The following is a 20,837-nucleotide window of genomic DNA, read 5'->3' as shown; positions in this document are numbered from 1 at the left end:
CGCGCCAAACCTCTGTATCATTTCGCCCAACTTCCTGTGCGCCCATCTTTGGTGCGCTTGGCCTGATTGATGATGACGGTTGGCGAGACGACCGTATGAGGAACCCTGAATGAGCCACGTGCTGGATGATCTGGTGTCGCTGTTGAGCCTGGAGCCGATCGAAGAAAACCTCTTCCGTGGGCGCAGCCAGGACCTTGGCTTTCGTCAGCTGTTTGGCGGCCAGGTGCTGGGCCAGTCGTTGTCGGCGGCGAGCAAGACGGTCGAAGACGCGCGCCATGTGCACTCGCTGCATGGTTACTTTCTGCGCCCTGGTGATGCTCATCTGCCGGTGGTGTATCAGGTGGACCGCGTGCGCGATGGCGGCAGTTTCAGCACTCGCCGGGTGACAGCCATTCAGAAGGGCCACCCGATCTTCACCTGTAGCGCGTCCTTCCAGTACGACGAAGAGGGTTTCGAGCATCAGACGCAGATGCCGCAGGTGGTGGGCCCGGAAAACCTGCCGTCCGAGCTTGAACTGGTGCGGCAACGCGAGCACCTGATTCCCGAGCACATGAAGGACAAGCTGCTGTGCCCCAAGCCTATCGAGTTTCGGCCCATCACTCAGTCCGATCCTTACAACCCAAAGCCTGCGGACCCGGTGAAGTACGTGTGGTTTCGCGCCGACGGCACGCTCCCCGATATCCCGGCGTTGCACCGCTACATGCTGGCTTATGCCTCGGACTTCAATCTGCTGACGACCTCGCTGCTGCCCCATGCCAAAACGGTCTGGCAGAAGGATATGCAGATCGCCAGCCTCGACCATTCCTTGTGGTTCCACGGCGAGCTGCGCGCCGATGAATGGCTGCTGTACGCGATGGACAGTCCATGGGCCGGCAACTCGCGCGGGTTTTCTCGCGGCAGCGTATTCAACCGCGCCGGCAAGCTGGTGGCCTCAGTCAGCCAGGAAGGCCTGATTCGCCATCGCAAGGACTGGTCATGAGTCTGGCGCGGATACGCCATTGGGTGTTCGACATGGACGGCACGCTGACCCTGGCCGTGCATGACTTCGCGGCCATTAAAAGGGCGCTGGACATACCCCAGGAGGACGACATTCTGGGTCATCTCGCCGCGCTGCCGGCGGATGTCTCGGCGGCCAAACATCGGTGGCTGCTTGAGCACGAGCGTGGCCTGGCGCTGGCGTCCAAACCCGCGAAAGGCGCGGTGGAGCTGGTCAGGGAACTGGCAGGGCGCGGTTATTGCCTTGGCATCCTGACCCGCAACGCCCGGGAGCTTGCACACGTGACCCTTGAGGCAATCGGCATTGCTGATTGCTTCGCGATAGCCGATGTACTCGGCCGTGACGAGGCAGCGCCCAAGCCCGATCCCGGTGGCCTGCTGAAGCTTGCGCGCGCCTGGGACGTGCAGCCTGCAGACATGGTTATGGTCGGAGACCATCAGTTTGATCTGGCATGCGGTCGCGAGGCCGGCGCTCAGACTGTCCTGGTCAACACTCCGCAAAACCCGTGGCCGCAATTGACTGACTGGCATGCAGCCGATTGCACGGCGTTGCAGGCGATGATTGGCCCGGGTGGCTGATGCCGCGACGTTCAGAGTAGGACCGGCTTTAGCCGGGAAAGCGTCCGGCCATTCACCACAAAATTGGCGGTGTACGCACCGGCCCCTTCCCGCCTGAAGCCGGCCCGACTATCGCCTCACAGATATCAATTGGCCTTGAACAACGCCATTTGCCCTTCCGGCGACGTGAAAATCGCGTCGCCGTTGTGCCCGACGTTTTTCACTTCAACCAGGCGCTGATTCAAGCCTTCGGGATGACGCTTGCTCAGGTAGTCGAAATAGTTGTGGCCGCGGGCCAGACGCTGTGGACCTTGCGCTTCGGCGCCGCAGTCCTTGTCCAGCGCCGGGTGTTCCGGATCGGTGTCCAGCTCGCCCAGCAAGTAGGTGATGTCGCGCTTCACATACGCCGCTTCAAGTTCGGCCGGGGTTTCCTTGCCAGCGTAGGCAGGCAACTTGTTCAGGCCGTATTTCCAGGTGTCGAAGGTCGGACAGGTGGCGGCATCGACCGGCATCGGGCGAGTTGCATCGAAGTACGCATAAGACGAAGGGTTGGCGATCACGTAACGCAACTTGATGCCTTCCTTCTTGAGCAGCGCATCTTCCTTGCCACCGATCATTGCGTAACGCTGCACCACCTGAGCACCGCCGGAATGGCCGGCGATCACGATCTCTTTCAGATTCGGGAACAGCTTGCTGTCGCTCAGCCGCTTGAGAATGTGGTCGATGACGACGAACGAACTGACCGGCTTGGCGCCTAGGGATTTTTCGCCCGCCATCCAGTCGTTGGCGTGCCAGCGCAGCACTGCATCAGGGAGGCGGTGAGCGGCGATGTCTTTTTCGTCGAGAAACTGCGGCGCGATCAGCAGCGTTTTCGAGCGCTGCCTGGACTGATTGGCGGCGCGCTCCACGCTACGCAGGTAAGTCTGCGCGTTGCGCAGCCGGCCGTGAAAGACGATGACCACCCGCTGAACCTGCGGGCTGGGATGAACCCAGTTCTGACTCAGGCCAAGGGTGGCCTGAGTCGTCCCGTTGATCTGCAGCCGATCGGGACTGATCGATTTAACCGCCTGATCCGCAGCATGAGCATTGAGGCTCATCAGGGTGCCCAACAACAGGATCGAAAGCGGTTTCATCATGTGATCAGAGGCTCTTGGCGGCGAAGGTATCGCATTGGTTGATTTGGCCCTGGGCAAAACCGGTCTTGAACCAGCGCACACGCTGGGCAGACGTGCCGTGGGTGAACGAGTCCGGCACGACCCGGCCCTGACCCTGTTGCTGCAAGCGGTCGTCGCCAATGGCGTTGGCGGCGTTCAGCGCTTCTTCAATATCACCGGGCTCCAGCCAGTTCAAACGCTTTTGTGCGTTGTTGGCCCAAACGCCCGCAAGGCAGTCAGCCTGCAGCTCCTGACGCACCAGCAAACCGTTGTCACCTTCCATGCGCATGCCGCGCTGACGGGCGGCGTCAACTTTATCCGAAACCCCCAGCAAGGTCTGTACGTGATGGCCAACTTCGTGAGCGATGACGTAGGCCTGTGCAAAATCCCCGGCTGCCTTGAAGCGTTGGCTCATTTCGCGGAAGAACTCCATGTCCAGATAGACACGCTGATCGGCCGGGCAGTAGAACGGCCCGCTTGCCGATGACGCAGAACCGCAGGCCGATTGCACCCGGCCGCTGAACAGGATCAACGTGGGTGCCTTGTACTGCTGGCCGCTTTGCTGGAACACCTGCTGCCACGTGTCCTCGGTATCGCCCAGTACTGCGCGCACGAACTCGGCTTGCTCGTCATTGGCCGGCGGCGCCTGGCGCGTTTGCGGATTGACCGCTGCGGTCTGCTCCGAACCCATCTGCCCGGTGATCTCGCCCAGAATCCGCATCGGGTCCTGACCGGTCAGCAGACCGATCGCGACGATGATCACGATGCCACCAAGGCCCAGCCCCTTGCCACCAATGCGCATCCCGCCGCCACCGCCACCTCCGGTATCGCCGCGTGCGTCCACGACGTTGTCACTGCGACGTCCTTTTTTCCATAACATGGCGGATTCCTCTCTTGATCGTGTAGGAAGTGTAGACGGCGGGAGTGCGCCGTCTTGCTTGCTGGACTAAGAGAGGAGAGGAGGGGCAATAGTTCGCGGGCATTCGGTGCGAGTAAGGGCGACATGTGTAGCCTGGCCGGAAAGCGTCGCAAAAACAGCCCTGTCGTCAACGCCCGCTTGCCACCGGACCGACAGTTGCCCAGGCATCACTGCCAGGCGACCGGACAAAACAATGCCCCGTTTTACCGGGGCAGTTCGTTTCAGGGCCTGGGTCAGTTCACCCACACTCCAACATGGTAATGCCAGCCATCGCCTCGGCTCTCCCAATAGGGATGCTGGTAGCGGTAGCCCGGCCGGACGGCCTCCCAGTGCCCGTGCTCGGCAACATACCGATTGCCGTTCCAGCGCCAGTAACCGCGTGACCAAATGTAGCCGGGGCGCGGGCTTGGCTCTTCTTCGATGACGCGAACGGGCGGCGCCTGCGGGGCGACGACTTCAACGTATTCGGCGCGTGGCGGCGGGCGATCAACCACGCGTCGCTCGTACACCACTCTCTCTTCCACGCAACCGGTGGCCAGGGCCAGCGCGCCAATCAGCGCTATGTAACGTAAAGACATATCGTCACCTCAGACTCGTCAGACTCTGCTGCCCCATCGTTTCAGGACATGGCAGCCAGCGTGCTACATAACTGTTGTAACAGGTGCTTTCTGTCTGGGGGCTGAATCGGCGGGGCTTTTAGGGGGACGAGCGAGACGGGGCGAAGTGTTCGGTGGGCGGGTCAGCGTAGGCGCATCAGGAAGACAGGCAGCGGTTACGCTGGAGAGGCGCAGGAAGGCGCCTCATTCCATGCGTCCGGATTTCAGAGACTGGCGTTTAGCTGAGGACGGCCGAGAAATGGGGTCTTCGCAGGTGGCGGGGCAAGCTGCTTGACGTCGCCGTCGGTCATCGCGGCCAGGATCTTGATAGCGCTGTGGCCCTGCTCGATGGCTATACCAAACTGGATGCTTTCGATCAGGCGTTGCAGACGCTTGGGCGAGTTGCGCTGTTCAGCGCTGATCAGGCGTTTGGCAACCACCCCTGATTCGTTGGACAGCGTCAGCATGATGGTCCCGTCCAGACCTTGAATACTCAAGTTGACCCGGTAGGCGGGGTGAAACGCATCGGTGATCAGTTGAAAAGGGTTGTCCATGGCCTGTTACCTGTTGGCGGTCTGCATAAATTGACTGAGGGCGAATCCCTTTAGTTCTCGAAGCCGATCAACGGTAGAAAATGCCTGCCCTGACCGCCCTCGCGTGTTAGCGGTGATATCACTCATTGGGCCTCTGACTCGTCTTCCGGCTGAGCGAGCCCTGCCTGCCAGGCCCGAAAACAGCGGCCTCCAGCAGGTCTGTAACCTCGACGATACAACCTTGCAGGGTTTGGGCCACGAGGCGCCGAATCCAGAGATCCTGCGATGTGCGGGCATGCAAGCGGCCGGTAAACACCCGCGCTTGCCCCGCAGCCAGTCGCTGAGTGCTGGCGCATGGCCAAGTCGGTTTTTGGGAGAGCACCATTACTGCGCGCGGCGCTTTCTTAAAGGGCGCCGTTGGAGGATTCATCCAAGGGACTTCAGAGTGAGTCTACGAAGCCTGAAAAACGCCCAATAAAAAGGCGGACCTGTTGTCAGGTCCGCCCTTCGTCAGCCATCACTGGCTCATCAGCGATGCATCAGCCGTGCAACGCCTCATCCTTCTCAAGAAATTCTTCTTCGAGCAATGCGTCCGCACTGACAGGCTCGTCATCCAGGTCGCTCTCGATCACCGGGGCCGCGCCACGCTTGTTGCGCAGTTTGCCGAAAAGATGCTCCAGGGCGTGATCAAGTTTCACCGCTGCGCCATCCACTGCCTGATCCAGCGAATCGGCTTTGTGGGTGACAGAAATAGGTTGGTGTCCTTTGGGCCGGGCTTCCATCTGGCAACGGATGTCGTGCGGGCCGGGCTTGTCACCGTTTTCGTCGCTGATGTGGACTTCAACGCGGGTGAGGTCTTCTTCATAACGTTCGAGCGTGCTTTCAACTGTGGTTCGTACCCACTCCTCCAGACGGACGCTGCTTTCGATGTGGTTATCGCTGTTGACCTGGATTTGCATAGTTCTTCCCTTACTTTGGCTTGCTCGGGAGAGTCCTGACGACATGGTTTCGTCTGCCCTCAATCACAGTGTTGGCGCCGATCGCTCAACAATTCAAGCCCCTGTTCCGCAGAATATATTTCCGTGATCCGGGAACTCAAACGACGTGTCCGGTTTTACGGGCCGTTTCGCTGACCCGCTGCATGGCGGTTGGCGAGGCTGTGTCAGACCAACGGTTGATGCGGTTCTTGCACATGGCAATATTCATCATTGATATTGCCCTCGCGCTTCGCGCTGTCTTCCTGCCTGAACCATGATTGATCCGCCTTTCAATCGCGGGCAAGCGCGCTCCTGCAGTTCTGCGTTTGCCGCAGACAGGCGATTAGCCCTAGAGCTTCACGCCAAGTAGGTGGTTAGCGCGACAGCCCAGCCTAGGTAGGTGGTTAGCGTTCCAGCCCATACCAGGTAGGCGGTTAGCACGCCTGCCCACGCTTCGGACACCGGGTCGTGAAGTCGACGGGGTGGTTGTGCTTGGCTCGCGGGTCCAGGCACCTCACCTGTAGGAGCGCGCTTGCCCGCGAATAGGGTGGCCCAGCTACGGATGGGTTGGCTGACGGAATGCAATCGCGGGCAAGCGCGCTCCTACAGTTTTGTGTTTGCCGCAGACAGGCGATTAGCAGGCCAGCCCACGCTTGGGACACCAGGTCGTGAGTCGACGCGATGGTCGTGCCGGGCTTGCTTGTTCAGACACCTGTAGGAGCGCGCTTGCCCGCGAATAGGGTGGTCCAGCAAAGCATCGGTTGGCTGACGGAATGCAATCGCGGGCAAGCGCGCTCCTACAGTTTTGCGTTTGCCGCAGACAGGCGATTAGCAGGCCAGCCCACGCTTGGGACACCAGGTCGTGAGTCGACGCGATGGTCGTGCCGGGCTTGCTTGTTCAGACACCTGTAGGAGCGCGCTTGCCCGCGAATAGGGCGGCCCAGCTACGCATGGGTTGACTGACGGAATGCAATCGCGGGCAAGCGCGCTCCTACAGTTTTGTGTTTGCCGCAGACAGGCGATTAGCAGGCCAGCCCACGCTTGGGACACCAGGTCGTGAGTCGACGCGATGGTCGTGCCGGGCTTGCTTGTTCAGATACCTGTAGGAGCGCGCTTGCCCGCGAATAGGGTGGCCCAGCTACGGATGGGTTGGCTGACGGAATGCAATCGCGGGCAAGCGCGCTCCTACAGTTTTGCGTTTTCCGCAGACAGGCGATTAGCAGGCCAGCCCACGCTTGGGACACCAGGTCGTGAGTCGACGCGATGGTCGTGCCGGGCTCGCGGGTCAACCACCATCCGGCTCGCACCTGCAAATTGGCCTTTGGGGTAGCGCAGCGGTGAGCACGCCAATTGGGGAGGCGCTGCTACTCAAACGCAGCGCGGTACTCGCCTGCCGTGGCGCCTACCGATTGCTTGAACCGATTGCTGAAGTGGCTTGCGCTGGCGAATCCACATTCCAGGGCGACTTCACCCAACGCTTTGCGCGTGGAACGCAGCAGCTCCCGGGCGCGGTTGAGGCGTCGGGCCAGCAGGTATTGATGGGGTGGCAGCCCGAAGCTTTCGCGGAACATCCGGGCGAAGTGGTATTCCGAGAGCGCGCACATCCCCGCCAGCTGCCCAAGACTCAGCGGCTCGGCCAGATTCAACTCAATGAAATCAACCAACTGACGACGCAGGTGCGGCGCCAGTCCACCCTTCAGGCGCAGACCCTCGCGCAGTCCTACCTGGCGCAACACCATGTCGTCGAGCAACTCATGGGCAAGGCTACTGGTGAGCATGCGTTCACCGGGCTCGTTCCAGTTCATCCCGATCAGACGATGAAAGCGCTCGGCCTGCAGCGGATCATCCATGAACGTGCGCTCCTGCAACGCCAGCTGGCGCGGCTCACGGTCCAGCAGCGTGACGCAGTTGAGCGCGAACTGTTCGGGGCTGACGTATAAATGCGCGAGCCGAATTTCGCCGTTGACCACCCAGGAAGACTGATGGCCGGCCGGTAGCGTGCAGATTTTGTCGGGCGCGCCTTTTTTATCGGGCTGATCGCGGCGAAACGTTCCCGTGCCACCGCCGACGTAGCACGACAGAGTGTGGTGCGTCGGGGCATGGTAGTTCTGCGCGTCATGACGGTTGTTCCACAGCGCTGCCATGACCCCGTCACCCAGGGAGGCACACTTTTCCAGCTGCGCGTGGGGCGAGCTGTTCAGCGATTGAAAGACCTGGATGGTTTCGAGTGACGACATGGACGGCTCCTCTGCCGCTCGCATCCTACGCCGAGAACGGTCGGCTGCCTGCGGGGGCGCGATCAAATGCGCAAGTTTCTGCAAGTGAGCATGGCAGCGCGACGCCAGACTAAGGCCTCATTGGGGAGCCTGACATGAACATCACGCTGTACTTGCTGACCGTCCTGATCTGGGGCACGACCTGGATCGCCTTGAAACTGCAACTGGGCGAAGTCGCCATACCGGTATCGATCGTCTATCGATTCGCCCTGGCCGCGCTGATCATCTTCGCCTTGTTGCTCGTCAGCGGGAAACTGCAAAAGGTCAATCGTCGCGGGCAGCTCATTTGCCTCGCGCAGGGCCTTTGCCTTTTCTGCATCAACTTCATGTGCTTCTACACCGCCAGTCAGTGGATTCCAACCGGATTGGTGGCGGTGGTGTTCTCCACCGCAACGCTGTGGAACGCGCTCAATGCGCGGATATTTTTCAAGCAGCAGATCGCACGCAATGTGGTGATGGGCGGCACCCTGGGTCTGATCGGTCTGGCGTGTCTGTTCTGGCCAGAGATGGCAGGGCACAGCGCCAGTCGCGAGACGCTGATCGGCCTGGCCCTGACCCTGCTCGGCACTCTGTGCTTTTCTGCCGGCAACATGCTTTCCAGCCTGCAACAGAAATCCGGGCTACGCCCGCTGACGACCAACGCCTACGGCATGCTGTACGGCGCCACCATGCTTTGCGTGTATTGCCTACTGAGCGGCACGCCCTTCGCGTTTGAATGGAATGCCCGATACATCGGCTCGCTGCTGTACCTGGTGATTCCGGGTTCGGTGATCGGCTTTACCGCGTATCTCACCCTGGTCGGCCGGATGGGACCGGAACGCGCCGCCTATTGCACCGTGCTGTTCCCGGTGGTGGCGTTGAACGTCTCGGCGTTCGCCGAAGGGTACCAATGGACGGCGCCGGCATTGATGGGGCTGGTGCTGGTGATGGCGGGAAATGTGTTGGTGTTCAGAAAGCCAAGGGTGGCGGTGCCTGTGGATGCGAAACTGGCCTGAGAGGAGGGGTTGGTGAAAAGCGCCGGGGCGACACTGATCGTTCCCTCGCTCCGCGTGGGAATGCAGCCTGTGACGCTGCGCGTCATCTTCTTCAAATGGCGCGGAGCGCCGGGAGCGGCATACCCACGGGGGCCGCGGGAGCAATCATGGGCATTCAAAAATGACACCAAAACCTGTAGATACCAGCTTGCTGGCGAATGCGGCCGGTCAGACGCTGCCGGGGTGAATAGTTTGACGCGTTCGCCAGCAAGCCGGCTCCTACGGTCGTGTTGCAGGCCGATAATGCGCCAGCAAGCCGGCTCCTACGGTCGTGTTTTAGGTCGAAAATGCGCAGCGCCGGGCGGTATTCGCATAGGGCCGAGGGAATAATCATGGGCCCTCAAAATGACACCAAAACCTGTAGGAGCCGGCTTGCTGGCGAATGCGGCCGGTCAGTCGCTGCCGGGGTGAATGGTCTCGCGCGTTCGCCAGCAAGCCGGCTCCTACAGTCGTGTTGCAGGCCGGAAATGCGGAGCGCAAGCCGGCTCCTACGGTCGTGTTGCAGGCCGAAAATGCGCCAGCAAGCCGGTTTCTGTGGTTGTGTTGCAAACGGACATGCACGGAGCGCCGGGGGCGGCATTCCCACGGGGACCGTGGGAACGACCATCAGCAACTGCGGCGCTTACCCCTTCCACACCTGCGCATTTACCAGGTCCTGCGGCTTTTCGCCCAGCAGCGCGGCACGCAGGTTTGCGTAGGCGCGGTCGGCCATGGCCTGACGGGTTTCGTCCGTCGCCGAGCCAATGTGCGGCAGTGTCACGGCGTTGCTCAACGCAAACAGCGGCGATTCGGACAGTGGCTCCTTCTCGTAGACATCCAGCCCGGCGCCGCGAATCGTGCCGTCCTGCAGGGCTTTGATCAGCGCAGGCTCGTCGACAATCGGTCCACGGGCGATGTTGACCAGAATCGCGCTCTTCTTCATCAGCGACAGCTCTCGCGTGCTGATCATGTGTTTGGTTTTTTCACTGAGCGGCACCACCAGACAGACGAAATCCGACTCGGCCAGCAGCTGATCGAGGGTACGAAACTGCGCGCCCAGCTCCTGTTCGATGGCAGTCTTGCGGCTGTTGCCGCTGTACAGAACCGGCATGTTGAAACCCAGCCGACCGCGACGCGCAACCGCTGCGCCGATGTTGCCCATGCCGACGATGCCCAGCGTCTTGCCGTAGACATCCGTGCCGAAATGAGGCGCTTCGATGCTGCGCTTCCAGTTGCCTGCCTTTGTGTAGGCGTCCAGTTCGGCGACGCGGCGGGCGCTGCTCATGATCAGCGAGAAGCCCAGGTCTGCGGTGCTTTCCGTCAGCACGTCGGGGGTGTTGGTCAGCATGATGCCGCGCTCGGTGAGGTAGCCGACGTCGTAGTTGTCGTAGCCGACCGAAATGCTCGAGACCACTTCCAGTTGCGTCGCGCTTTGCAGCTGTTCGCGACCCAGCTTGCGTCCGGCGCCAATCATGCCGTGGCTGTGGGGAAGGGCGTCGTTGAACTGCTCGTTGAGATCACCCTTTTTCGGGTCAGGGATGATCACATTGAAGTCTTGCTGCAGGCGCTCGGCCATTTCCGGGGACACGCGGCTGAAGGCAAGGACGGTCTTTTTCATCGGATAGCTTCTCTCGGGCGATTCAGAAGGGCGTTGCGTAGCACGCTAACATTCCTGCCGAGGGATTGGCAGGGCCCCACTGATCGCTCTCACAGGCAGGGTGGCCTTGCGTTTAACTGGTCTGCGGCAACACATGGGTTTGCAGGTCGGCTTCATGGGCCGCCATGATTTCCGGCAGCGAGCCGCGCAGGTATTCCACCCAGGTTTTGATCTTCGCATCCAGATACTGCCGCGACGGGTAGATCGCATACAGGTTCAGCTCATGGGAGCGGTACTGCGGCAGCACCCGCACCAGCGAGCCATTGCGTAACCCTTCGATCGCCGAGTAGATCGGCAAGATGCCGATGCCCATTCCGCTGCTGATCGCTGCCTGCATGGCGTCGGCCGAATTCACCAGAAACGGCGAGTTGCCGATGGTCACAGTCTCCTGACCTTCAGGGCCGTCAAAGGCCCATTTTTCCAGCGGGAAGACCGGGCTGACCAGGCGCAGGCAGGCATGATTGAGCAAATCAGCCGGTCGGTGCGCCATGCCAAATGCCTTGATGTAGGCGGGTGAGGCGCAGACGATGCTGTACGTGATGCCCAATCGCTGGGACACGAAACCCGAGTCCGGCAGCTCGCTGGCGAGCACGATGGACACGTCATAGCCTTCTTCAAGCAGGTCCGGGACGCGGTTGGTCATGGTCAGGTCGAACGACACGTCCGGGTGATTGCGCCTGTACCGGGCAATCGCGTCGATGACGTAATGCTGACCCACCCCAGTCATCGAATGGACTTTCAGCTGCCCGGCCGGACGCGCATGGGCATCGCTGGCTTCTGCTTCCGCTTCTTCGACGTAGCCCAGAATCTGCTCGCAGCGCAGCAGGTAACGCTTGCCGGCTTCGGTCAGGGCAATACGCCGCGTGGTGCGGTTGAGGAGGCGGGTCTGCAGGTGGGCTTCAAGATTGGAGACAGCGCGCGAAACGTTGGCGGTGGTGGTGTCCAGTTGTGCGGCGGCAGCGGTGAAGCTGCCCGCTTGCGCCACGCAAGTGAAGGCGCGCATGTTTTGCAGAGTGTCCATTGGCCGTTCTCAGGTGAGATAGCAAATTGTGACATGAAGTTACTGATTCATGTCAGCCATACCCGAGGATTATCTCCGGTTCGGTAACAAAGATTCGCAGAAGTCCCGGCTTATCGCCGTGCTAGACGCCCCCTAGAATCGCTGCACTCCAGATTCCCCTCCCATTCAGGTAATTGCAGCAGTGCCGCGTCGTCTCGTCAGAGGGCTCAAGCCCCTCAGTGTGTGGGCTTTAACGTTACTCATCAGCGGCTGCATCGGAACTGGCGGAATCGCCCCACAAGACACCTCGTTGTCGCCTGACACACTGGCTACCGACGATGCCATCAAGGCAGCGGACAAAGACGCTCACTGGCCTGCCGGGCAGTGGTGGCGCGCTTATGGCGACGAACAACTCAACCGCTGGATCGAACTTGCCGCGCTTGGCAGTCCAAGCCTGGCGCTGGCGGCTGCGCGCGTTCGTCAGGCCAAGGCCATGGCGGGCATTGCCGAATCCGCAGAGTCACTGCACGTCTCAGGTGACAGCACGCTGAAACGGCATAACTGGCCGACGGATCAGTTCTACGGGCCAGGTGAGCTTTCGAACACCAGCACGTGGGACAACAGCGCTTCGCTGGGCCTGAGCTATTCCCTTGACCTGTGGGGCCAGGAAAGTAATCACTCCGAGCAGGCGCTGGACATGGCGCACATGGGCGCGGCGCAAGAGCGTCAAGCCCAGTTGGAGTTGCAGGACAATATCGTCCGCGCGTACATCCAGTTGTCGCTCAATTACGCCCAGCGCGACATCGCCCAAGCCACGCTCGCTCAGCAGCAGCAGATCGTCGAACTGGCCCAGCGCCGTTTGAACGGCGGCATCGGTACTCATTTTGAGGTCAGTCAGGCCGAAGCCCCGTTGCCTGAAACCCGCCGCCAGATTGATGCGCTGGACGAAGCCATCGCGCTGAGCCGCAATCAAATCGCCGCGCTGGCAGGCAAAGGGCCGGGCGAGGGCGCAAGTCTGCAGCGCCCGACGCTGTCCTTGAATACCGCGTTGAAGTTGCCGTCGGCGCTGCCGGCCGAACTGCTCGGGCAGCGGCCGGATGTGGTCGCCAGCCGCTGGCGCGTCGCTGCGCAGGCACGGGGCATCGATGTGGCCCACGCTGCGTTTTATCCAAATGTTGATCTGATGGGCAGCCTGGGCTACATGGCCACCGGCGGCGGCATGCTGGAATTTCTCGCGGGCAAGAAATTCAACTACAGCGTGGGTCCGGCGATCACGTTGCCGATTTTTGATGGCGGGCGCTTGCGATCTGAACTTGGCGTGGCGTCAGCGGGTTATGACGAAGCTGTCGCGCAGTACAACCAGACCCTGGTGATGGCGCTGAAGGGCATTTCCGATCAGTTGATCCGCCGTGAGTCGATGGACAAGCAGCAACAGTTCGCCGATCAGTCGGTGGCAGCGGCGCAGAAAACCTATGACATCGCGATGGTCGCCTACAAACGCGGCCTGACCGATTACCTCAACGTGCTCAACGCCCAAACGCTGCTGTTTCATCAACAGCAGGTGCAGCAACGCGTCCAGGCCGAGCGCCTGACGGTGCACGCTGAGTTGGTGGTGGCGCTCGGAGGAGGATTGATGGCCGGTCATGATTCGCCCGCGCCGGAAAAGACCGCCGTGCCGAAGACGCCGGTGTCGTTGGCGGTGTTTGATCGATGAACCAGATGATTTTGTGTCGCCTGCGCCGGCCCCATCGCGGGCAAGCGCGCTCCTACAGTGGTATGTGCTTGCCCATTGATGACCGATCCGCCATCGGCAACGGCGGGGCCGATGACGATCGGGCGCGGTTTTGCATCAATGCGCGCGGGGCAGGCACGACCCAGTTACCTGTAGGAGCGCGCTTGCCCGCGAATGCGGCGGGTCGGCCGCTGCAGGTCTTGGAACTGACATGAGCCAAGCCCTGCACTGGCTCAAAGCCCTGGAATGGCGCCGCGGCCTCAATGACTGGGCACGCAGCGACGGCGTGACCTGGATCTACATCTTCAAGGTGCTGACTGCAGCGTTCCTGACCTACTGGATCGCCATGCGCCTGGAACTGCCGCAACCGCGCACGGCCATGATCACGGTGTTCATTGTCATGCAACCGCAAAGCGGTCAGGTGTTCGCCAAGAGTTTCTACCGTCTGCTCGGCACCGTCGCCGGCTCCGTGGTGATGGTCATATTGATGGCCTTGTTTGCGCAGAACAGCGAGCTGTTCCTCGGAAGCCTAGCGATCTGGGTCGGCTTCTGCTGTGCCGGTGCTGCACGCTATCGCAACTTTCGCGCATACGGTTTCGTGCTCGCCGGCTACACCGCCGCAATGACTGGGTTGCCGGCCCTTGCGCACCCGGATACCTCGTTCATGGCGGCCATGTGGCGGGTCCTTGAAATCTCCCTCGGCATCGTCTGCTCGACACTGGTGAGCGCTGCCATCCTGCCGCAAAGTGCGGGTGCGGCGATGCGCAACACCCTGTACCAACGCTTTGGCACCTTCGCCCAATTCGTCATCACCGGCCTGCGCGGCGAAAGCGATCCGGCGTCCTTTGAAGCGAGCAATGTGCGCTTCATTGCCGATGCGATAGGGCTCGAAGGCCTGCGTGCGGTCACGGTGTTTGAAGACCCGCACATGCGTCGGCGCAACGGTCGGTTGAATCGGCTGAACAGCGAGTTCATGACCATCACCACGCGCTTCAACGCGCTGCACCAGTTGCTCGAACGCCTGCGTCGGCGCGGTGTGACGCCGGCGGTTCAAGCCATTCAACCGGGCCTCGCTGCATTGACCCGGTTGCTGGAGCCCTTCGCCGGGCGCGCGCTGACCAACGCCGACGCCGCGCTGCTCGCCAATCGGCTGAGTGTCTACAAGGCGGATTTGCCGGAGCACGTGCGCAGCCTTCGTGCCGAATTCGTCGGGACCGACCCAAGCGACGACGAGCTGCTGGATTTTCATACTGCCTACGAACTGCTGTATCGCTTCGTCGATGACCTGCATGACTACGCCCAGACTCACGCGTCGCTGGCCGATCACAACCATGTGCGGGAAAAGTGGGTCGAACCTTTTGTCTCCACCACCAGTTGGTTATCGTCGCTGGCATCGGGCGTGCGCGCGACGTTTATTCTCACGGTCATGTCGGTGTACTGGGTAGCGACGGCCTGGCCAAGCGGCGCCTCGATGACCCTGGTGTCCGCCGCGACCGTGGCGCTTTCCGCGACCACGCCCAATCCCAGGCGCATGGCGTTTCAGATGGCCTGCGGGACATTTGCAGGCGCACTGTTGGGGTTCTTCATCACCTTTTTCGTGCTGCCGCGCATCGATGGTTTCCCGCTGCTGTGCATGGTGCTGGCGCCGGTGTTCGTGTTCGGCACATTCCTGACCACCCGCCCGCAATGGGTCGGTTACGGGCTGGGGCTGTTGATCTTCTTCTGCATCGGATCCGCGCCGGACAACCTCACGGTGTACAACCCCTATGGGTTCATCAACGACTACATCGCAATGGTCCTCGGCATGCTTCTGTGCGCCGCAGCGGGGGCGATCATTTTGCCGCCCAACAGCCGCTGGTTGTGGCAACGGCTGGAAGGCAATCTTCGCCAGCAAGTCAGTTTTGCGATCAGCGCACCGCTGCGCGGGATTCGGTCCCGTTTTGAAAGCCGCACGCGAGACTTGATGCACCAGGCGTACGGGCTGGCGGCCGGCAAGCCCGATGTCCAGCGCAATCTATTGCGCTGGATGTTTGTGGTGCTGGAAATCGGCCAGGCGATCATCGAGCTGCGCCGTGAACAGGACATTCTCCCGGTGCATCCCAGCTACGCCGAATCGCAGCCCTGGCGGCAGGCGATTCGGGCCATGGGCCGTTCGCTGATTCGTCTGTTCATACAGCCGGACAGCCACAACCTGGCCCGCAGCCTGTCCGCTGTCGATCACGCGATTGTCTGCGTGCAAAACACTGACGAACCCTTCGCCCCGCACTTCGACACCTCAGCGCTGCGCCGGGTAAAAAGTTACCTGCACTTCATTCGCACCTGTCTGCTCGACCCGCAATCGCCGCTTGCAGGTGCTGGGGCAGAGCAGGCTGTCGAGGCCACGCCACAAGGACAACCCCATGCCACGTGAACTGGCCTTTCATGGCGTTTACATGCCCACCGTCACCGTCATGTTTCTGGCCGCGATGGTGCTGTCCTGGGCGCTGGACCGCTTCATGTCCGGCCTCGATCTGTACCGTTTTTTCTGGCATCCGGCGCTGCTGCGCCTGAGCCTGTTCAGCTGCATTTTCGGCGCCATGGCGCTCACTGTTTACCGTTGAGGCTCATGGTTTGAGATGAAAAAGTTTTTCAGTCTGATCGCGACTTTGTTGATTCTGGCGTTGGCCATCTGGATTGGCCGGCTGCTGTGGATTCACTACATGGACACGCCGTGGACGCGCGACGGTCGGGTGCGCGCCGACGTCATCAATGTCGCAGCAGACGTCAGCGGCGTGGTGATCGATGTCCCGGTCAAGGACAACCAGCCGGTGAAAAAAGGCGATCTGTTGATGCAGATCGATCCCGAGCATTACCAGTTAGCCGTCAAGCAGGCCGAAGCGATGGTCGCGTCGCGCAAGGCCACGTGGGAGATGCGCAAGGTCAATGCCAGCCGGCGCAAGGACATGGACGCCTTGGTGATCTCTGCTGAAAGCCGTGAAGACGCCAGCAACGTCGCCACTTCTGCGCAGGCGGATTACCAGTTGGCCATCGCCCAACTCGACGCGGCAAAGCTGAATTTGCAGCGCACCAGAGTGCTGGCGGCCGTTGATGGCTACGTCACCAACCTCAACGTGCACCGCGGCGATTACGCGCGAATGGGCGAGGCGAAGATGGCCGTCGTCGACCAGAACTCGTTTTGGGTGTACGGCTTTTTTGAGGAAACCAAACTGCCCCACGTCAGGATCGGTGATCCGGCGGACATGCAGCTGATGAGCGGCGAAGTGATGAAAGGCCACGTCGAAAGCATCGCCCGCGCCATTTACGACCGCGACAACCCCGAAAGCCGCGAGCTGATCGCCGACGTCAACCCGACGTTCAACTGGGTCAGACTCGCGCAACGGGTGCCTGTGCGCATTCATCTGGATCAAGTGCCGGAGGGTGTTGTGCTGGCGGCGGGGATTACCTGCACGGTGATCGTGAACCCCGAGACGGAAGGCCCGAAACACAACCTGTAGGAGCGCGCTTGCCCGCGAAGGCATCAGCACGGACGACAGGGATGCGTCGGACACACCGGCGCCTTCGCGAGCAAGCTCGCTCCTACAGCTGATATTGGCAACCACCCAAACCTTCGGCGTGCCTCGGATTTGTAGGCGCGTGAGGGAGTCGGCATTTCTCATCTGCTGACAGAGCCGGGTTGGACGCAGGATATCGGCACGCCGCAGGCATTGTGGGAGTGAGCTTGCTCGCGATGGCTGTATCCCGGCCGCTGGATGTGTAGCGGATGTACCGACGTCTTCGCGGGCAAGCGCGCTCCTACAGCTGATATTGGCAACCACCCCAAACCTTCGGCGTGCCTCGGATTTGTAGGTGCGTGAGGGAGTCGGCATTTCTTATCTGCTGACAGAGCCGGGTTGGACGTATGAACTCGGCACGCGGCACGCATTGTGGGAGTGAGCTTGCTCGCGATGGCTGTATCCCGGCCGCTGGATATGTAGCGGATGTACCGACGTCTTCGCGGGCAAGCGCGCTCCTACAGCTGATATTGGCAGCCACCCGAAACCTTCGGCGTGCCTCGGATTTGTAGGAGCGCGCTTGCCCGCGACGGCTATGTCCCGGCTGCTGGATATATACCGGATGTACCGGCCTCCTCGCGGGCACGCTCTTAAACTTTGAGTTGCGTCACGCGGCAGATTCCTGTCATCCGGCAGGTTGCGGTGCCGCCAGCAGTGTTCATGGTGTTTTATCCAGCTTGAAACGCTTGCTCAGGATCCACTCAATCAACGCCTTTGGCAGCAGACGTTCCATCAGCGGCAAGGCGCGGCTGCCGTTGCCGGATCGCAGCAGGCGCGGCGGGTGGCGGCGCTGTACCGCATCGAGCACGTCGCGGGCAAAGTGGCCGGGCGGTGTTGGATTGCCCTGAGAGGCATTGGCCCTGGCACGAATGCTTTCACGCCATGGCCACCAGGGCGAATCCGGGTGGATGACCTGCTCGGCCTCGCGGCTGGCAGTTTGTGCAAATTGCGTGTCGATGGCGCCGGGCTGGACTTCCATTACGCGTATCCCGAAGGGTGCCAGTTCCATGCGCAATGCATCGCTCAACGCATGTACGGCGGCCTTTGATGCGCAATAGGCGCCGGCGAAAGGCGTTACCAGCACACCGGAAACGCTGCCGATGTTCACCACCAGACCTCTGCTGGCGCGCAGCAACGGAAACAACGCATCAGTCACCCCAACCACCGAAAACACGTTGGTCTCAAATTGCCTGCGCATGGCCTCAACGCCGCCGTCCAGCAAGGGCGCGATACCTCCGTAACCCGCATTGTTGATCAACACATCCAGCCCTTTGCCGTGCTCATCCAGACTAGCGGCCAACTGCTCAATCGCAACGCTATCGTTCACGTCCAGCGCGACCGCGTGAAACCCGGCTGCAACCAGCGCTGCTACGTCGGCGGGCTTGCGCGCCGTGGTCCACACGTCATGGCCCGCTTCCTTGAAAGCATCCGCCATGGCGCGGCCGATGCCGCTGGAACAACCGGTGATCAACACCACAGACATGATTCATTCCTTGGAAAAAAAAGGCTGGCGCTCAGCCCGAGAACGCGCCCTGCAGCCGTTCGGCCCGGAACTCCAGCGTCTGCGGCCGGTAACCTTGGCGGAGCGTCGGCAGCGGCAAGCAATCTTGCCACTGGCTACCGGGCAGCAATTCCCCGGGCCCGCGATAGCGCGGAGCGGTGTAGGTGTCTTCGGCCAGATTAACGGTGTCACCCGGCGCGTATGCCGCGATTTTCCAGCGCAGCTCAGTCAGTGCGACGCTATTGCCGTTGTCGATCAGCACCAACAACGGACGTCCCGCCGGACATTGCTGCGGCGCGTAGTCGACGCGCATCTGAAGACGCTCCAGGCGTTGCTCGTCGCGGCTGTCTTCCCAGACCACAAAAGCAGCCACGATGCCCAGGCCCAAGGCGGCCGCCAATGAGACTGGCAGCGCCCTGGATGGATAGCGCAACAGCAGGACCAGCCAGGTGAACAAAAGCACGGCGCCGAAAATCATCGTGTCGATCTCGCGATGGCAGAGGTGGGCATCGTACCGAAAGGGGAGGGGATTGAGCTAATGGTGGATCATCAGATCCGACCCGAATCTGTAGGAGCCGGCTTGCTGGCGAACCCGGTTCAAACGCCGCTGGCGCAGTGGCTGAAGGTATTGGTTGGCCTGCAACTAACCGGCGAGGGGGCATGGCCTCGTGAGCGTGCATAAAAAAGCCCCCGAAAACCCTCTGCGGATGGGGAATACGCAGAGGATTGACGGGGGCTTAGTACTACTGGGTGAAGCGGTATTAACGGGCGATGGTCTGAGTCTTCACGCCAGCTTCCAAGCCTGGGGTGGAGCGACCATACACGTCTTCGAAGCGTTCGATGTCGTCTTCGCCCAGGTAGCTACCGGACTGGACTTCGATGATTTCCAACGGGATCTTGCCTGGGTTGCGCAGGCGGTGGACCGAGGCAATCGGGATGTACGTGGACTGGTTTTCGGTCAGCAGGAACACGTTGTCATCGCAAGTCACCTGAGCGGTACCCGACACAACGATCCAGTGCTCGGCACGGTGGTGGTGCATCTGCAGCGACAGACTCGCGCCCGGCTTCACCGAAATGCGCTTGACCTGGAAACGGCCGCCCATGTCCACGGAGTCGTACGAGCCCCACGGGCGATAGACTTCGAGGTGGTTCTGGGTTTCGCTGCGGCCTTGCTCGTTCAGCGTGTTGACCAGCTGCTTGACGCCCTGAACCTTGTCCTTGTGGGCAATCATCATGGCGTCTTTGGTTTCGACGACAACGATGTTGTCTAGGCCAATCACGGTGACCAGTTTGCCGTTGCCCTGAATCATGCAGTTGCGGCTGTCCTGGATAACCACGTCGCCTTTGGTGACGTTGCCGTTTTCGTCTTTCTTGTGCACGTCCCACAGCGACGACCAGCAGCCGACATCGCTCCAGCCCGCATCCAGTGGCACTACGCAGGCGCGTTGGGTTTTTTCCATCACGGCGTAGTCGATGGAGTTGTCCGGGCAGCAAGCGAAGCTCGCCTCGTCCAGCGAAATGCTGTCGCCTTCATGCTTGCTGCGCTCAAGGGTCAGCAGGCAGTTGTCGTAGATGTCCGGATCGTGCTTTTTCAGCTCTTCCAGGTAACGGCTGGCACGGAACAGGAACATGCCGCTGTTCCAGTAGTAGCCACCGGCTTCGACGAACTCGATGGCGCGTTGCTCATCCGGTTTCTCAACGAACTGCTGCACGCGGCTCACGCCTTCAGGCAACAGCGCGTCGGCGGTGGACTTGATGTAGCCATAGCCGGTTTCAGGCTTGGTCGCCGGAATACCGAACAGCACCATCTCGCCGCGCTCCGCAGCAACGGTTGCCAGAGCGAGGGCGCGCTGCAGGGCTTTCTGATCGTCGATCACGTGGTCGGCTGGCAGCACCAGCATCAACTCGTCACGGCCTTCGTTGGCCAGCATCATTGCGGTGATGGCGACGGCAGGCGCAGTGTTGCGGCCAAACGGTTCCATGATCACGGCCTGAGTTTCCAGACCCAATGCACCGAGCTGCTCGGTGACGATGAAACGGTGGTCCTTGTTGCACACCACAACCGGGTGCTGCATGCCGTCGAACTGCAGGCGCTCAACGGTCTGCTGGAACAGGGTGTGTTCGCCGGTCAGTGCCAGGAACTGTTTAGGAAACTGTTTACGCGAAAGAGGCCAGAGTCGGGAACCGCTACCACCTGACAAGATCACTGGAATCATTTTGTTTCTCCGTTAAGCAAAAATCGTTCGAATGGGCTGTAGGTACTTCGGTCTTTCTGGTTTTTGTCTTGCATCGTTCGGCGTCCTCCTGGCTGGCTGCTTGCTCCGCAGTGCCTGACGCCGACCGCTTGATTCCGTGAATCTGGCGGCGCGCTCGG

General features: G+C 61.0%; 18 protein-coding genes. 7 read left to right on the top strand and 11 right to left on the bottom strand.

Annotation, left to right across the window (positions count from 1 at the left end; translation table 11 throughout):
- Window positions 1-109: 109 nt before the first annotated feature.
- Both tesB and LT42_RS16140 read left to right on the top strand, forming a co-directional pair.
- On the top strand, window positions 110-979 hold the full coding sequence (tesB, locus tag LT42_RS16145; RefSeq protein ID WP_037015031.1) for an acyl-CoA thioesterase II: 870 nt from the start codon (window positions 110-112) through the stop codon (window positions 977-979).
- Window positions 976-1,575 (top strand): HAD family hydrolase, encoded by a 600-nt coding sequence (locus tag LT42_RS16140; protein ID WP_037015028.1) that lies wholly within the window; start codon window positions 976-978, stop codon window positions 1,573-1,575. The genes tesB and LT42_RS16140 overlap by 4 nt, the downstream gene beginning before the upstream one ends.
- Before the next feature lie 125 nt (window positions 1,576-1,700).
- On the opposite strand, the gene LT42_RS16135 is transcribed toward LT42_RS16140, so the two are convergent.
- The 6 genes from LT42_RS16135 to LT42_RS16105 all read right to left on the bottom strand — a co-directional run bounded on the left by LT42_RS16135 (window position 1,701) and on the right by LT42_RS16105 (window position 7,970).
- Window positions 1,701-2,690 carry a hypothetical protein gene (locus LT42_RS16135; protein WP_037015025.1) on the bottom strand — a complete coding sequence of 330 codons (990 nt, stop codon included), beginning with the start codon at window positions 2,688-2,690 and terminating at the stop codon, window positions 1,701-1,703.
- Between the two features lie 4 nt (window positions 2,691-2,694).
- A complete protein-coding gene (gene ypfJ, locus LT42_RS16130) occupies window positions 2,695-3,588 on the bottom strand; it encodes a KPN_02809 family neutral zinc metallopeptidase (RefSeq protein WP_037015022.1) in 894 nt (297 codons plus the stop codon).
- Between the two features lie 272 nt (window positions 3,589-3,860).
- Window positions 3,861-4,205, bottom strand: coding sequence for a YXWGXW repeat-containing protein (locus LT42_RS16125; RefSeq protein WP_037015019.1), 345 nt, complete (start codon window positions 4,203-4,205; stop codon window positions 3,861-3,863).
- Between the two features lie 242 nt (window positions 4,206-4,447).
- Window positions 4,448-4,777 carry a DUF3509 domain-containing protein gene (locus LT42_RS16120; RefSeq protein WP_037015016.1) on the bottom strand — a complete coding sequence of 110 codons (330 nt, stop codon included), beginning with the start codon at window positions 4,775-4,777 and terminating at the stop codon, window positions 4,448-4,450.
- 518 nt (window positions 4,778-5,295) lie between these two features.
- Window positions 5,296-5,715, bottom strand: coding sequence for an HPF/RaiA family ribosome-associated protein (locus LT42_RS16110; protein WP_037015010.1), 420 nt, complete (start codon window positions 5,713-5,715; stop codon window positions 5,296-5,298).
- 1,382 nt (window positions 5,716-7,097) lie between these two features.
- Window positions 7,098-7,970, bottom strand: a complete 873-nt coding sequence (locus LT42_RS16105; RefSeq protein ID WP_037015007.1) for a helix-turn-helix domain-containing protein — start codon at window positions 7,968-7,970, stop codon at window positions 7,098-7,100.
- A 134-nt stretch (window positions 7,971-8,104) separates the two neighbouring features.
- Here LT42_RS16105 and LT42_RS16100 point away from each other — a divergent pair, with 134 nt between their 5' ends.
- The gene (locus tag LT42_RS16100; protein WP_037015005.1) at window positions 8,105-9,004 is read left to right on the top strand and encodes a DMT family transporter; all 900 of its coding nucleotides are present in this window, start codon (window positions 8,105-8,107) and stop codon (window positions 9,002-9,004) included.
- Window positions 9,005-9,665: 661 nt separating this feature from the next.
- On the opposite strand, the gene LT42_RS16095 is transcribed toward LT42_RS16100, so the two are convergent.
- Both LT42_RS16095 and LT42_RS16090 read right to left on the bottom strand, forming a co-directional pair.
- Window positions 9,666-10,640 (bottom strand): 2-hydroxyacid dehydrogenase, encoded by a 975-nt coding sequence (locus LT42_RS16095; protein ID WP_037015002.1) that lies wholly within the window; start codon window positions 10,638-10,640, stop codon window positions 9,666-9,668.
- 112 nt (window positions 10,641-10,752) lie between these two features.
- The gene (locus tag LT42_RS16090; RefSeq protein ID WP_037014999.1) at window positions 10,753-11,700 is read right to left on the bottom strand and encodes a LysR family transcriptional regulator; all 948 of its coding nucleotides are present in this window, start codon (window positions 11,698-11,700) and stop codon (window positions 10,753-10,755) included.
- A 181-nt stretch (window positions 11,701-11,881) separates the two neighbouring features.
- On the opposite strand from LT42_RS16090, the gene LT42_RS16085 reads away from it, so the two are divergent.
- The 4 genes from LT42_RS16085 (at window position 11,882) to LT42_RS16070 (ending at window position 16,905) form a co-directional block, all read left to right on the top strand.
- Window positions 11,882-13,393, top strand: coding sequence for an efflux transporter outer membrane subunit (locus LT42_RS16085; protein WP_037014997.1), 1,512 nt, complete (start codon window positions 11,882-11,884; stop codon window positions 13,391-13,393).
- A gap of 229 nt (window positions 13,394-13,622) precedes the next feature.
- Window positions 13,623-15,821 carry an FUSC family protein gene (locus LT42_RS16080; RefSeq protein ID WP_037014994.1) on the top strand — a complete coding sequence of 733 codons (2,199 nt, stop codon included), beginning with the start codon at window positions 13,623-13,625 and terminating at the stop codon, window positions 15,819-15,821.
- The gene (locus LT42_RS16075) at window positions 15,811-16,011 is read left to right on the top strand and encodes a DUF1656 domain-containing protein (protein ID WP_037014992.1); all 201 of its coding nucleotides are present in this window, start codon (window positions 15,811-15,813) and stop codon (window positions 16,009-16,011) included. Before LT42_RS16080 ends, LT42_RS16075 begins: the two co-directional genes overlap by 11 nt.
- 15 nt (window positions 16,012-16,026) lie before the next feature.
- Complete coding sequence (locus tag LT42_RS16070; RefSeq protein ID WP_037014989.1) at window positions 16,027-16,905, top strand: efflux RND transporter periplasmic adaptor subunit; 879 nt, start codon at window positions 16,027-16,029, stop codon at window positions 16,903-16,905.
- Window positions 16,906-17,620: 715 nt separating this feature from the next.
- Here the strand turns inward: LT42_RS16070 and LT42_RS16065 are convergent.
- The 3 genes from LT42_RS16065 to LT42_RS16050 form a co-directional block, all read right to left on the bottom strand.
- Window positions 17,621-18,445: an SDR family oxidoreductase gene (locus tag LT42_RS16065; RefSeq protein WP_037014987.1), complete on the bottom strand. Its 825-nt coding sequence runs from the start codon at window positions 18,443-18,445 to the stop codon at window positions 17,621-17,623.
- A gap of 31 nt (window positions 18,446-18,476) precedes the next feature.
- On the bottom strand, window positions 18,477-18,941 hold the full coding sequence (locus LT42_RS16060; RefSeq protein WP_037014985.1) for a hypothetical protein: 465 nt from the start codon (window positions 18,939-18,941) through the stop codon (window positions 18,477-18,479).
- A 283-nt stretch (window positions 18,942-19,224) separates the two neighbouring features.
- Entirely contained in the window at window positions 19,225-20,679 is a 1,455-nt protein-coding gene (locus LT42_RS16050; RefSeq protein ID WP_037014980.1) for a mannose-1-phosphate guanylyltransferase/mannose-6-phosphate isomerase, read from the bottom strand.
- Window positions 20,680-20,837: the final 158 nt, after the last annotated feature.

The organism is Pseudomonas lutea, from assembly GCF_000759445.1.
Classification (GTDB): domain Bacteria; phylum Pseudomonadota; class Gammaproteobacteria; order Pseudomonadales; family Pseudomonadaceae; genus Aquipseudomonas; species Aquipseudomonas lutea.
This window is presented reverse-complemented; position numbering and strand designations above follow the sequence as displayed.

Excerpts from the sequence above, each read along its gene's own strand:
- LT42_RS16080 (WP_037014994.1), top strand. The coding sequence starts at position 13,623 with ATGAGCCAAGCCCTGCACTGGCTCAAAGCCCTGGAATGGCGCCGCGGC.
- LT42_RS16125 (WP_037015019.1), bottom strand. The coding sequence starts at position 4,205 with ATGTCTTTACGTTACATAGCGCTGATTGGCGCGCTGGCCCTGGCCACC.
- LT42_RS16140 (WP_037015028.1), top strand. The coding sequence starts at position 976 with ATGAGTCTGGCGCGGATACGCCATTGGGTGTTCGACATGGACGGCACG.
- LT42_RS16050 (WP_037014980.1), bottom strand. The coding sequence starts at position 20,679 with ATGATTCCAGTGATCTTGTCAGGTGGTAGCGGTTCCCGACTCTGGCCT.
- LT42_RS16100 (WP_037015005.1), top strand. The coding sequence starts at position 8,105 with ATGAACATCACGCTGTACTTGCTGACCGTCCTGATCTGGGGCACGACC.
- LT42_RS16070 (WP_037014989.1), top strand. The coding sequence starts at position 16,027 with ATGAAAAAGTTTTTCAGTCTGATCGCGACTTTGTTGATTCTGGCGTTG.
- LT42_RS16060 (WP_037014985.1), bottom strand. The coding sequence starts at position 18,941 with ATGATTTTCGGCGCCGTGCTTTTGTTCACCTGGCTGGTCCTGCTGTTG.
- tesB (WP_037015031.1), top strand. The coding sequence starts at position 110 with ATGAGCCACGTGCTGGATGATCTGGTGTCGCTGTTGAGCCTGGAGCCG.
- LT42_RS16120 (WP_037015016.1), bottom strand. The coding sequence starts at position 4,777 with ATGGACAACCCTTTTCAACTGATCACCGATGCGTTTCACCCCGCCTAC.
- LT42_RS16105 (WP_037015007.1), bottom strand. The coding sequence starts at position 7,970 with ATGTCGTCACTCGAAACCATCCAGGTCTTTCAATCGCTGAACAGCTCG.
- LT42_RS16135 (WP_037015025.1), bottom strand. The coding sequence starts at position 2,690 with ATGATGAAACCGCTTTCGATCCTGTTGTTGGGCACCCTGATGAGCCTC.
- ypfJ (WP_037015022.1), bottom strand. The coding sequence starts at position 3,588 with ATGTTATGGAAAAAAGGACGTCGCAGTGACAACGTCGTGGACGCACGC.
- LT42_RS16075 (WP_037014992.1), top strand. The coding sequence starts at position 15,811 with ATGCCACGTGAACTGGCCTTTCATGGCGTTTACATGCCCACCGTCACC.
- LT42_RS16095 (WP_037015002.1), bottom strand. The coding sequence starts at position 10,640 with ATGAAAAAGACCGTCCTTGCCTTCAGCCGCGTGTCCCCGGAAATGGCC.
- LT42_RS16065 (WP_037014987.1), bottom strand. The coding sequence starts at position 18,445 with ATGTCTGTGGTGTTGATCACCGGTTGTTCCAGCGGCATCGGCCGCGCC.
- LT42_RS16090 (WP_037014999.1), bottom strand. The coding sequence starts at position 11,700 with ATGGACACTCTGCAAAACATGCGCGCCTTCACTTGCGTGGCGCAAGCG.
- LT42_RS16110 (WP_037015010.1), bottom strand. The coding sequence starts at position 5,715 with ATGCAAATCCAGGTCAACAGCGATAACCACATCGAAAGCAGCGTCCGT.